Below are 11,680 nucleotides of genomic sequence, written 5' to 3'. Positions count from 1 at the left end.
GGAAGGTCACCCCCCACATGCGCATCCATCGCACGCTTCTCATCCCCCTGCTCGGCGCGACGGCGGTCACGGTCGTGGCGCCTGCGGCGGCCCTCACGGCGAACGCGGCGCAGGTCATCGAGGTATCCACCGCCGCCCAGTTGAAGTCCGCCCTCGCCTCGGCCGCCCCCGGCGACACGATCCACCTCGCGGACGGCACGTACACCGGCAACTTCAAAACGACGAAGGCCGCGGGCGCGGGCTCCCGCATCACCCTCAGCGGCTCCTCGAAGGCCGTCCTCACGGCGGGCGGCGGCTACGGGCTGCACCTCGACGGCGCCTCGTACTGGACGGTGCAGGGCCTCACCGTCACCGGCGGCCAGAAGGGCATCATGATCGACTCGGCGAAGGGTGTCGTCGTCGACAGGGTCACCGTCCACGGCCTCGACATGGAGGGCGTCCACTTCCGCAACTCCAGCACGGACGGCGTGATCAGCAACTCGAAGATCTACGACACCGGCAACGACGGCCGCGGCATGGGCGAGGGCGTGTACGTGGGCTCGGCCGGCGGGACCTCGGACAGGAGCGACCGCGTCCAGATCACCGGCAACACGATCGGACCGGACGTGGGCGGCGAGAACGTCGACATCAAGGAGGGCACGACGGGGGCGCGCATCACCGGCAACACCTTCGACGGCAGCGGCCTGACCGGCGCCAACTACGACGACTCCTGGGTCGACGTGAAGGGCAACGACGTCCTCGTGGAGAACAACAAGGGCACGGCCACGACGAACAACGGCTACGAGACCCACACCCAGCAGTCCGGCTGGGGCTGCGGCACGGTGTTCCGGGGCAACACCTCCGACCTGCGGGGCGCCTCGGGCGACAAGCAACTGGCGGTCAACGTCACCAACTACGGCACCGACTGCCGGACCACCGTGTACGCCTCGAACACGAGGACGGGCGGCAAGGGGCTCACCAACATCCCGGTGACGCCCTGACTCCCTCCCGGAGAACGACCCCCCATGGAAGTGGGGGGGGCCCCCCCCCGGGGGGGGGGGCGGGCGCGGGCAGCCCCCCGGCCGGCGCACCCCCGCCGAGGCCGGGGCGCCCCCCGCGCAGGCGGGCACCGACCCCGGATCCCGCACCCCCCCCCCCACGCCCCGCAGGTGCAGCCGCCCCAGCACGCGCACCGCCCCCCCCCCCCGCCCCGCTGCGCCCACCCTCGGGGCCCCCCCCCCCCCGGGGGGCGCCCCCACTTCTGTCAGCTACTTGCTAGCGGTGAGCTTTCAGCTCTGGCCGCCGGCGAGCTTCTCGCGGAGGGCGGCGAGCGCCTCGTCCGACGCCAGGGCGCCGGAGTTGTCGTCCGACTCCGAGGAGTACGAACCGCCGCCACCGGAGGCAGCCGGAGCCGCGCTGGAGGTGCTGGCACCCTCAGCCTCGGCCTGCGCGTCGGCCTCGCGGGACTTGATGACCTGAGCCTGGTGCTGCTCGAAGCGCTGCTGCGCCTCGGCGTACTGGTTCTCCCACACCTCACGCTGGGATTCGAAGCCCTCGAGCCAGTCGTTGGTCTCGGGGTCGAAGCCCTCGGGGTAGATGTAGTTGCCCTGGTCGTCGTACGACGCGGCCATGCCGTACAGGGTCGGGTCGAACTCGACCGAGGCCGGGTCGGCACCGAAGGACTCGTTGGCCTGCTTCAGCGAGAGGCTGATGCGACGACGCTCGAGGTCGATGTCGATGACCTTGACGAAGATCTCGTCGTTGACCTGGACGACCTGCTCCGGGATCTCCACGTGGCGCTCGGCCAGCTCGGAGATGTGGACCAGACCCTCGATGCCCTCGTCCACGCGGACGAACGCACCGAACGGAACGAGCTTGGTGACCTTACCCGGGACGACCTGACCGATCTGGTGCGTACGGGCGAACTGCTGCCACGGGTCTTCCTGCGTCGCCTTGAGCGACAGGGAGACGCGCTCGCGGTCCATGTCGACGTCGAGGACCTCGACGGTGACTTCCTGGCCGACCTCGACAACCTCGGAGGGGTGGTCGATGTGCTTCCAGGAAAGCTCGGAGACGTGCACCAGACCGTCGACGCCACCCAGGTCCACGAAGGCACCGAAGTTGACGATCGAGGAGACGACGCCGGAGCGGACCTGACCCTTCTGGAGGGTCGTGAGGAACGTCTGGCGAACCTCGGACTGGGTCTGCTCCAGCCAGGCGCGGCGGGACAGGACCACGTTGTTGCGGTTCTTGTCCAGCTCGATGATCTTGGCCTCGAGCTCCTTGCCCACGTAGGGCTGGAGGTCGCGGACACGGCGCATCTCGACGAGGGAAGCCGGCAGGAAGCCACGGAGGCCGATGTCGAGGATGAGACCACCCTTGACGACCTCGATGACGGTGCCGGTGACGATGCCGTCCTCTTCCTTGATCTTCTCGATGGTGCCCCAGGCGCGCTCGTACTGGGCGCGCTTCTTCGAGAGGATCAGGCGGCCTTCCTTGTCCTCCTTCTGGAGGACCAGGGCCTCGATCTCGTCGCCGACCTTGACGACCTCGTTCGGGTCGACGTCGTGCTTGATCGAGAGCTCGCGGCTCGGGATGACACCTTCGGTCTTGTAACCGATGTCGAGCAGGACCTCGTCCCGGTCGACCTTCACGATGACGCCGTCGACGATGTCGCCGTCGTTGAAGTACTTGATCGTCTCGTCGATCGCGGCGAGGAAAGCTTCCTCGTTACCGATGTCGTTGACCGCAACCTGCGGGGTGGTGGCGGTGGTCTCGGTGCTGCTCGTCATGTGGGAAAGGGCTCCGGTACGGACAGTGAGTCGTAGGTACTGCTTACGCCGGGAGCCCGTTTCGCCCTGTAGAAGCCGGACAGCCAAGGAAGCGCCCGACCCGGCCAAGCCGGAAGGCGCCTCGAAAACCGAGGGGACATACATACAGATGCGAGCACAGCCTGCTATGTCTGAGGAGCGCAGGCCCGCAGCGCAACTTGTAGCATACGGGGGCAGCCGGGCAGGGTCAATGCGCGAAGGCGCACACCCGGGGCGGATCGCCGCAATCCCGGCACAAGACCTGTCTCACAAGGCCACGCGGGCAGTAGGACGCCTCTGTCGTGACACGCCCGAGACGGGTTGGACGGAAGAGTACGACGAGGGAGCCGATCATCCAAGAGCCCGAACCGTTCGAACCGGAAGCCACCCGGCGTGACGCTGACCTCATCGAGAGTTCGCGGGCGAATCGGGGCTGGTGGGACCGGAACGCGGACGACTACCAGATCGAGCACGGCACGTTCCTCGGCGACGACCGGTTCGTGTGGTGTCCCGAGGGTCTCGACGAGGTGGAGGCCGAGCTGCTGGGCCCCGCCGAAGACCTCAAGGACAAGGACGTCCTGGAGATCGGCGCCGGCGCGGCCCAGTGCTCGCGCTGGCTGGCCGGACAGGGCGCCCGCCCCGTGGCCCTCGACCTCTCCCACCGCCAGCTCCAGCACGCGCTGCGCATCGGGGGCTCCGTCCCCCTCGTGGAGGCGGACGCGAGCGCGCTGCCCTTCGCGGACGGCTCCTTCGACCTCGCGTGCTCGGCGTACGGCGCGCTGCCGTTCGTCGCCGACCCGGTGCTGGTGCTGAGGGAGATCCACCGCGTGCTGCGCCCCGGCGGCCGGTTCGTCTTCTCCGTCACGCACCCGGTCCGCTGGGCGTTCCCGGACGAGCCGGGCCCCGAGGGCCTGTCGCTGTCCGCGTCCTACTTCGACCGCACCCCGTACGTGGAGCAGGACGAGGAGGGCCGCGCGGTCTACGTCGAGCACCACAGGACGCTCGGCGACCGGGTGCGTGACGTGGTGGCCGGCGGCTTCCGCCTGCTGGACGTCGTCGAGCCCGAGTGGCCCGCCTGGAACACCCAGGAGTGGGGCGGCTGGTCCCCGCTGCGCGGGAACCTCATCCCGGGTACGGCGATCTTCGTCTGCGAACGGGACTGACGTACGCCCGTTCGGCGCTCGTACGAGACTGGGGTCGTGATCCGTTACGAAGCCCTGGACGCGCTGCCCGTGCGCGGTGCCCTGCCCTCCGTGGACGACGCCCTGGAGGGACACGGCGCCGCGGTGCTGGTGGCGCCGCCCGGCACCGGCAAGACGACGCTGGTGCCGCTGGCCCTGGCCGGTCTTCTGGACGACGGGCGCCAGGCGCGCCGGGTGGTGGTGGCCGAGCCGCGCCGGATCGCCGCGCGGGCGGCCGCCCGGCGGATGGCGTGGCTGCTGGGCGAGAAGGTCGGGGAGAGCGTCGGCTTCACCGTGCGCGGGGAACGCGTGGTCGGCCCGCACGCGCGCGTGGAGGTCGTCACGACCGGGGTCCTGCTCCAGCGGCTCCAGCGGGACCAGGAGCTCGCGGGCGTCGACGTGGTCGTGCTCGACGAATGTCACGAGCGGCACCTGGACGCCGACACGGTGGCCGCGTTCCTGCTCGACGTGCGGGCCGCGCTCCGTCCTGAACTGCGGCTCGTCGCCGCGTCCGCGACGACGGACGCCGGGGGCTGGGCCCGGCTCCTGGGCGACGCGCCGGTCGTCGAGGCGGCGGGGGTCTCGTATCCGGTCGAGACGGTCTGGGCGCCGCCCGCGCGCCCCGTACGGCCCCCGCACGGGATGCGGGTCGATCCGGCCCTGCTGACGCACGTGGCGTCCACCGTGCGGCGGGCGCTGGCCGAGCGCCCGGGTGACGTCCTGTGCTTCCTTCCCGGGGTCGGGGAGATCGCGCGGGTCGCCGGACAAATCGGCGGCATCGGGGACGTCGACGTCCTTCAGGTGCACGGACGGGCTCCGGCCGCCGTGCAGGACGCGGTGCTCACGGCCGGTACGCGGCGCCGGGTGGTCCTGGCGACCTCGGTCGCCGAGTCGTCGCTGACCGTTCCGGGAGTGCGGGTGGTCGTGGACTCAGGGCTCGCGCGGGAGCCGAGGGTCGACCACGCGCGCGGGCTGAGCGCCCTGGCGACCGTACGGGCCTCGCAGGCGGCCGGCCGGCAGCGGGCGGGGCGCGCGGGCCGTGAGGCGCCGGGCGCGGTCTACCGCTGCTGGACGGAGGCGGAGGACGGACGTCTGATCCGGTTCCCGGACCCCGAGATCAAGGTGGCCGACCTGACGGCGTTCGCGCTCCAGGCGGCCTGCTGGGGCGATCCCGGGGCGACGGGGCTCGCCCTGCTGGATCCGCCGCCGGCGGGTGCGATGGCGGCGGCGCGGACCGTCCTCGCGGCCGTGGGCGCGGTCGACGCCGCGGGGCGGGCCACGGAACGCGGTGTGCGCATGTCCCGCCTCGGCCTGCACCCCCGGCTGGCGCGCGCCCTGCTGGACGCGACCCCGCTCGTGGGCGCGGCCCGGGCCGCCGACGTGGTCGCCCTGCTGAGCGAGGAGCCTCCGCGCGAGTACGGCGACGACCTGGCCGCGGCCTGGCGCACCGCCCGGCGCGGCGGCGACGCCTACGCGGCCCGCTGGCGCGCCGAGTCCCGCCGCCTGCGCTCGTCGGCACCCGCGGTCTCGGACACCGCGGTCTCCCCCGGTACGGACTCCGGCGCCGTCACGGACACCTCTGACTCCTCGGGTCCGACCTCCGCCGCTTCGGCTTCGGCCTCCGCATCCGGCACCGGGACCGCGTCCCCTTCGGGATCCCCTTCGCCCGGCTCCTCCTCCAACTCCCCCGTCACCTCCGCCTCGTCCGCCTCCCCCGCCTCTCCCTCTTCTCCGGGCGGGCGTGCCGGTGGCCCTGAGCTCGGGGACGATCGGGTGGTCGGGCTGGTCGCCGCTCTGGCGTTCCCCGAGCGGGTCGCGCAGCTGCGGGGCGGCTCCCATCTCATGGTCGGCGGGACCCGCGCCGAGGCCGGTGAGGGTTCCGTCCTGCGCGGTGCTCCCTGGCTCGCGGTCGCCGTCGCCGACCGTCCCGTCGGCAGGGGGCACGCACGCGTGCGGCTCGCGGCGGTGATCGACGAACCGACGGCGCGGCGGGCCGCCGCCGGCCTGTACGACGAGGGCGAGGAGGTCCACTGGGCCGGGGGCGACGTCGTCGCGCGGCGGGTGGAACGGCTGGGAGCGGTGGAGCTGGCGGTGCGGCCGCTGCGCGACGCGGACCCCGGTCTCGTACGGGAGGCGCTGCTCGAAGGGCTGCGGGAGGAGGGCTTCGGTCTGCTGCGGTGGTCGGCGGACGCCGAGGTGCTGCGGCAGCGGCTCGCGTTCCTGCGCCGGCGGCTCGGCGACCCGTGGCCGGACGTATCCGCGGACGCCCTCCACGCGCGCGTGGGCGAATGGCTGGAGCCGGAGCTGAGCCGTGCGCGGCGGCGCGCGGACCTGGCGCGGATCGACGCCGGGCAGGCGCTGAACCGGCTGCTGCCCTGGGCCACCGGGGAGGCGGCCCGGCTGGACGAGCTGGCGCCCGAGCGGATCGAGGTGCCGAGCGGGTCGAGGATCCGGGTCGACTACACCGATCCGGGGCAGCCGGTGCTCGCCGTGAAGCTGCAGGAGATGTTCGGGCTCCAGGCGTCTCCCGCAGTGGCCGGTGTGCCCGTACTCGTGCATCTCCTGTCTCCCGCGGGGCGGCCCGCAGCGGTGACCGCCGATCTCGCGTCGTTCTGGAAGGACGGCTACAAGGGTGTCCGGGCCGAGCTGCGCGGCCGCTATCCCAAGCACCCGTGGCCCGAGGACCCGGCGACCGCCGAGGCGACGCGTCACACGAACGCGCGGCTCAGGCGCTGACGGGCTCGGGGTCGGCGGCGGGTGCGGGCGCGGGTTCGCCCGGCCTGCGGCCTCTGGCCTCCAGGTACAGCGAGAGCGACAGCAGGACCGCGCCCAGGAGCAGGAAGCCCCAGGGGAGGTACGAGGTCATCATCAGGACGAGGGTGCGGTTGGCCTTGATGAGGTCGACGGTGTGCCGGATGTAGTCCTCGCGCATCTTCACGTCCCCGGAGAAGGCGGTCACCTTGTCCCTGCCGCCGAGGAGTGTGCCGCCGCGCAGTTCCTCCTTGTGGATCTCCTCGCCGAAGACGGGTGCCCCGGTGACCGGTTCCACCCAGAACTTGCGGACGGTGGTGTACCAGCGGGTGGTGCCGGTCTTGGCGAGGGACTCGGGGGTGACGCCCTGGACGGGCATGACCTTGGGGAACTGCACCTTGGTCCAGGGGATGGTCTGCTCGAAGTAGTAGACCTTGACGCCCCTGAAGGTCGTGGTGCGCTTGTAGTGGATGGGCGCCGAGGTGCGGGTCTGCGCGTCGAAGTACTCGTAATCGCGTTTCTCGGTCCTGAAGGGCCACTTGAACTCGATGCCCTGGCGGGTGACGGGGTCGCCGTCGACGGACTCGCCGGTGGCGTGGACGGGTTCCTGGCTGTGCGCGTCGAAGATGTAGCGCTCGGGGAGCTTGGAGACCATCTTCCCGTCGGGTCCCTGGACGTAGGAGAGGGAGTCCCAGACGACGACGTCACGGCCCGCGGTCCGCTCGATCCTCTCGGAGGCCTCGACGTTGCCCTTGAGGGTCTGGACGACGGTGACCTTGGAGACCTTCTTGGCCGTCATGGTGCCGTAGTCGAGGAGGGTCGCGTCCTTCGCCTCGAGGACCATGTCCTGGTACTGGCCGGCGGGGATCTTGGCCAGGCGCGGGAAGGCGTACCAGCGCAGCAGCGGGGACAGCGCCGCGAAGAACACGGCGAGCGCGAGCAGGATCAGGCTTGCCTTGCGGCGCATCTCGACGGCCCTCCCGGTGCGTGCGTCAGGGGTGCTTGGGGACGGTGGTGAGCAGCGGCTTCGGCGAGGTGTGTCCGGCCGGCGAGCCCATGGCCGTGACGGTCAGGACCAGCGCGAGTGCCGCGGCGAGACCGATAGCTGCGGCGATGAGGGCACGCATGCGGGCCTCCCGGGGCCAGGAGCTGATACATCGTCAGGTCCGGCACCGTAGCAACGGCGGGGCGAGATGAGAACACGTCGCGCACACAACGGATCAGGGCGCCCCCGCGGCGTGAGCCGGGAGGCGCCCTGGAGGCCGGGCTGGTGCCGCGCGGTGGCGGCCGCGTCCTAGGAGGCGCTGGGAGAGGCCGTGGGGGTGGCGGTGGCGGGCGCGGCGGCCACCGTCAGTTCGACGGTCAGGGTCGCTCCGCCGGTGGTGGTGATGCGGAGCAGGAAGGTGCCGGTGGTGTCGTCGGCGTACAGCTTCGGCAGCTTGAGCAGGCCGTCCGCGTCGGTGGTCAGGGCGCCGAGGGTGCGTACGGGCTTGCCGTCCGCGTCCTTGAAGTAGGGGCCCTTGTCGTTCTCGCCTGCGTCGTCGGCGGACTTGACCAGGGTGGCGGTCGCGGCGACCTTGCCCGCCACGGCGCCCTTGTAGGTGGCCTTCACCTCGACCTGGTCGGCGAACTCGCCGCCCGGGACGCAGGTCAGCGCGGTGTCGGTGGTGCGGGCCAGGGCGTCGGCCTGACGCGCGGCGACGCTCGCCGTGTAGTCGAGGCCGGCCACGACGCGGCCCACGACGGTGACACGGACGGTGAAGTCGCCCGTCTTCTCGCCGGCCACGAGCGCGGGCGCGGTGGCCATGCCGAGCTTGTCGGTGACCTGGGTGGCGACGCTCTCGCCGCCGGTGAAGGTGGCGTCGGTGTCGCCGACGATGGTGAACCGGACCCGGACCTTCGCCACGGCCTTGCCGGCCTTGTCGTCGGTGCGCACGGCGATCTTCTGCGCGAACGTGTCCCCGGCGGTCGCCGTGAGCTTGCCCGCGCCCACGTTCGTCAGGTGGTCCACCGTCTCGGTGGGCGTCGGCGTGGACGTGGGCGGGGTCGTCGGGGGCTGTGTGGCCGGCGGGGTCGGGGTGGCGGGAGGGGTCGGCTCCGGAGCGGGGCTCGACGGGCCGCCGCCCGGGCCGTGCGTGCCCGGCGAGGACGGCTCCGTGGGAGTGGGGCTCTGCGAGGCGGGCTCGTCGCTGTTGTGCGAGGGCAGCGCGCCGGTGCCGTCCGGCACCTCGTGCGTGCCCTTGCGGTAGTACTCCAGCCACGACAGGACGGTGTTGAGGTACGCCGTCGAGTTGTTGTAGCTGAGGATCGCCGCGTTCATCTGCGCCTGGACGGCCATGTCGTGGTCGAAGCGGCACAGGTAATGCCCGGCCGCCAGGGCGGCGTCGTAGATGTTGTTCGGGTCCTTCTTGCCGTCGCCGTTGCCGTCGCGGCCCGCCCACTCCCAGGTGGAGGGGATGAACTGCATGGGCCCGACCGCGCGGTCGAAGGTGCTGTCACCGTCGTACGCGCCGTTGTCGGTGTCCTTGATGTTGGCGAATCCGTAGCCGTTCAGGACCGGGCCGAGGATGGGCGACAGCGTCGTGCCCTTCGCGTCGACACGGCCGCCGCGGGCCTGGCCCGACTCGACCTTGCCGATGGCGGCGAGGAGCTGCCAGGGCAGGTTGCAGGTCGGCTTGGACTCGCGCAGCGACGCCTCGGCCTGCTTGTAGGCGGCCAGCACGGTGGCGGGGATGCCCGCCTCGGCGGGGCCCGTGGCGGCGGGCGTCTCGCTTCCCGTGGTCGGCGCTGGGTTGGGGCTCTGCAGCGGCGGAAGGTCCGTGTAGTAGCGCCCGTTGCCGGTCGCGGAGCCGCCGTCGCCCGACTCACCGGTGCCCAGGCCGAGATCGGCGCCCGCCGACTGCCGGCCGTGGTCGTCGGTGACCGCTCCCGGGCCCTGGGAGGCGGACAGAGCCGCGACCGCGAGCGCGGCCACAGCGGTGGTTGCCGCGCCCTTGCGCAGCCTCCTGCCGAATTGCGCCGCCATCGAGTGAAACCCCTCCTACGGACGACCGGTGTGACCCCGTCGCCTCTCAGTCCTGCGCCGCCGCTGTCTCCGGCCGTGCTCCCCCGCACGGCAACCCAAGCGACCCTACGACAACTTCCGTCGCCCAGAGACCTGTTCGCGCCCGATATTCACCAGTTGGCCATGAGCCGTCGTCCCGCATACTGACCTTCGGTGATCAACCGGCGGAACATAGCCGGTCAACAGGAGACGCAGGGGGACGATTTGCCCTTCACTCTCAGCCACGCGGCCGCCGTGCTGCCCGCGATCCGCGGGAACGGAAACGGCCGCGGGCGACTGATTCCCGCCGTTCTCGTGGCGGGTTCCTTCGCTCCCGACATGACCTACTACGCGGCGAGCGTCGTACCCGGGGCGATGGAGTTCGGCACCTTCACCCACTCGTTCACCGGCGTGTTCACGGTCGATGTGGTCATCGCATGGGTGCTGGTGGGTGCCTGGCTGGTGCTGCGCGAACCCCTGGTGGCCTTGATGCCCACGGCACGACAGGGGCGCACGGCGCGGCTTCTGCGCTGCGGGGCCGCGCGTGAGCCGGTGTGCGCGCCGACCGTTCTGCGCTGGTACGCCTCCGCCGTGCTCGGCGCGCTGACGCATGTCGTCTGGGACGCGTTCACCCATCACGACCGGTGGGGCGTGGAGCTCTTCCCCGTCCTCGGCCACACCCTCGCGGGCTCGCCGCTCTACTGGTACGTCCAGTACGGCACTTCGGCGGTCGCGGCCGTCGTGATCGTGACGTGGGTGGTGCGCGCGCTGCGCCGCGCCCCGGACGGCCCCGTCGTCGCCGTGCCCGTCCTGTCCACCGCCGACCGGTGGCTGGCCGCGACGGTGATCGGCGGCCTCGCGCTGGCGGCGGCGGTGCAGCGGGCGGTGCGCTGGTGGGCGTACTGGAAGTCCGTCGCGAAGCCGTGGGAGCTCATTCCGCCGCTGTGCTTCGGCGGGGGCGCCGGACTGGTCCTCGGCCTGTTCCTGTACGTCCTGGCGGTCAGGATCTGGCGTCCCGCTCCGGCTCGTCCCGGCCCCGAGGCGGCGCGTACGGAGCCGAGCCGGCCCGCGGCCCGCTGACCACCCCGCCCGCCGAGAGACCCCCGAGCAGCCCGCGCCCCCGGCGAAGTCCCCGGTGCACGGCTCGGGCGACCCGCTCGACGACACGGGCGCGGTACGGCGTCGTCGGATGGTCGTACGACAGGACGATGACCCGGTAGCTGCGGGCCGGGCCGGTGAAGGAACCGATGCCGTGGACTCGGCCGCCGTTCGCGGCCCGGGGCAGCAGGCCGGTCGAGATGTGCGCCCCCACAGCGCGCGTCAGGTCGGGGAACGCGCGGCGAGGCCGGCCGTCAGGGAGCCGGGTGAACTCCCGCAGGCGCCGCGCGCCGGCCCGCAGGAACGCGCGGGAGCCGGACACCACCGCCGGCCACCGCCACGACCGGTCGCCGGCCGTGCCGGGGCCACGGCCGCCTGCGTCGTCGTCGCGGACCGACACCAGGACCGTGCCCGGACGCGCCGACAGTGCCGCCTGGAGATCACGGGACAGCCGGGCCCCGAAATCCTCCTCCAGGTAGGCACCGCCCGACCCCAGGAGCTGGGCGGTGCCCGCTCCGGCCGCGACCGCGGGCACCGGCGCGAGCAGCACCGGGACGACGGCCGCGGCCACCGTCGCGGTCGCCACCACCAGGGTCGTGGCCATGGCCGTACGGCGGTGCAGCGTGCGTATACCCATGCCCGCATCCTTACGTCGCCCTCCGCCCCGGGGCTCCCTGTGAGAGCCACGCGAGTGACGAGCCCACGCGGGCGCACGAGCCGCCCGCACACGCATGCCGAGCCGCCCGGGCAGGCGCACCGAGCCCGCCCGCGCCAAGGCCGGAGACGCCCGAGGGCCGCGGGTCCCGCACCTCGTGGTG

The 11,680-nt window shown here is 72.4% G+C and carries 9 protein-coding genes; 4 read left to right on the top strand and 5 right to left on the bottom strand.

Annotation, left to right across the window (positions count from 1 at the left end; genetic code table 11):
- The first annotated feature begins 17 nt into the window (after positions 1 to 17).
- Complete coding sequence (locus tag ACFRIC_RS37235; protein ID WP_382795742.1) at positions 18 to 980, top strand: right-handed parallel beta-helix repeat-containing protein; 963 nt, start codon at positions 18 to 20, stop codon at positions 978 to 980.
- Between the two features lie 288 nt (positions 981 to 1,268).
- Here ACFRIC_RS37235 and rpsA read toward each other — a convergent pair whose 3' ends face one another.
- A complete protein-coding gene (gene rpsA, locus ACFRIC_RS37230; RefSeq protein WP_382795739.1) occupies positions 1,269 to 2,771 on the bottom strand; it encodes a 30S ribosomal protein S1 in 1,503 nt (500 codons plus the stop codon).
- 320 nt (positions 2,772 to 3,091) lie between these two features.
- On the opposite strand from rpsA, the gene ACFRIC_RS37225 reads away from it, so the two are divergent.
- Positions 3,092 to 3,952 carry a class I SAM-dependent methyltransferase gene (locus ACFRIC_RS37225; RefSeq protein ID WP_382795736.1) on the top strand — a complete coding sequence of 287 codons (861 nt, stop codon included), beginning with the start codon at positions 3,092 to 3,094 and terminating at the stop codon, positions 3,950 to 3,952.
- Positions 3,953 to 3,988: 36 nt separating this feature from the next.
- Positions 3,989 to 6,706 (top strand): ATP-dependent RNA helicase, encoded by a 2,718-nt coding sequence (locus ACFRIC_RS37220; RefSeq protein WP_382795734.1) that lies wholly within the window; start codon positions 3,989 to 3,991, stop codon positions 6,704 to 6,706.
- On the opposite strand, the gene ACFRIC_RS37215 is transcribed toward ACFRIC_RS37220, so the two are convergent.
- The 3 genes from ACFRIC_RS37215 to ACFRIC_RS37205 all read right to left on the bottom strand — a co-directional run bounded on the left by ACFRIC_RS37215 (position 6,696) and on the right by ACFRIC_RS37205 (position 9,746).
- Positions 6,696 to 7,688, bottom strand: coding sequence for a DUF3068 domain-containing protein (locus ACFRIC_RS37215; RefSeq protein WP_382795730.1), 993 nt, complete (start codon positions 7,686 to 7,688; stop codon positions 6,696 to 6,698). The genes ACFRIC_RS37220 and ACFRIC_RS37215 overlap by 11 nt on opposite strands.
- Positions 7,689 to 7,713: 25 nt before the next feature.
- Positions 7,714 to 7,848: an SPW_0924 family protein gene (locus tag ACFRIC_RS37210; protein ID WP_382795727.1), complete on the bottom strand. Its 135-nt coding sequence runs from the start codon at positions 7,846 to 7,848 to the stop codon at positions 7,714 to 7,716.
- A gap of 167 nt (positions 7,849 to 8,015) precedes the next feature.
- A complete protein-coding gene (locus ACFRIC_RS37205) occupies positions 8,016 to 9,746 on the bottom strand; it encodes a lytic transglycosylase domain-containing protein (RefSeq protein WP_382795724.1) in 1,731 nt (576 codons plus the stop codon).
- A gap of 243 nt (positions 9,747 to 9,989) precedes the next feature.
- Between ACFRIC_RS37205 and ACFRIC_RS37200 the strand changes: the two genes are divergently transcribed.
- Positions 9,990 to 10,844, top strand: coding sequence for a DUF4184 family protein (locus ACFRIC_RS37200; RefSeq protein WP_382795722.1), 855 nt, complete (start codon positions 9,990 to 9,992; stop codon positions 10,842 to 10,844).
- On the opposite strand, the gene ACFRIC_RS37195 is transcribed toward ACFRIC_RS37200, so the two are convergent.
- Positions 10,765 to 11,499: a hypothetical protein gene (locus tag ACFRIC_RS37195; RefSeq protein ID WP_382795719.1), complete on the bottom strand. Its 735-nt coding sequence runs from the start codon at positions 11,497 to 11,499 to the stop codon at positions 10,765 to 10,767. The two genes, ACFRIC_RS37200 and ACFRIC_RS37195, sit on opposite strands and share 80 nt — an antisense overlap.
- Between the last annotated feature and the right edge of the window lie 181 nt (positions 11,500 to 11,680).

Source organism: Streptomyces sp. NPDC056738, assembly GCF_042790435.1.
GTDB lineage: Bacteria > Actinomycetota > Actinomycetes > Streptomycetales > Streptomycetaceae > Streptomyces.
This window is presented reverse-complemented; position numbering and strand designations above follow the sequence as displayed.

Bases quoted from the DNA above. Each gene is read 5' to 3' on its own strand.
- rpsA (WP_382795739.1), bottom strand. From the start codon at position 2,771: ATGACGAGCAGCACCGAGACCACCGCCACCACCCCGCAGGTTGCGGTC.
- ACFRIC_RS37210 (WP_382795727.1), bottom strand. From the start codon at position 7,848: ATGCGTGCCCTCATCGCCGCAGCTATCGGTCTCGCCGCGGCACTCGCG.
- ACFRIC_RS37195 (WP_382795719.1), bottom strand. From the start codon at position 11,499: ATGGGTATACGCACGCTGCACCGCCGTACGGCCATGGCCACGACCCTG.
- ACFRIC_RS37205 (WP_382795724.1), bottom strand. From the start codon at position 9,746: ATGGCGGCGCAATTCGGCAGGAGGCTGCGCAAGGGCGCGGCAACCACC.
- ACFRIC_RS37235 (WP_382795742.1), top strand. From the start codon at position 18: ATGCGCATCCATCGCACGCTTCTCATCCCCCTGCTCGGCGCGACGGCG.
- ACFRIC_RS37215 (WP_382795730.1), bottom strand. From the start codon at position 7,688: ATGCGCCGCAAGGCAAGCCTGATCCTGCTCGCGCTCGCCGTGTTCTTC.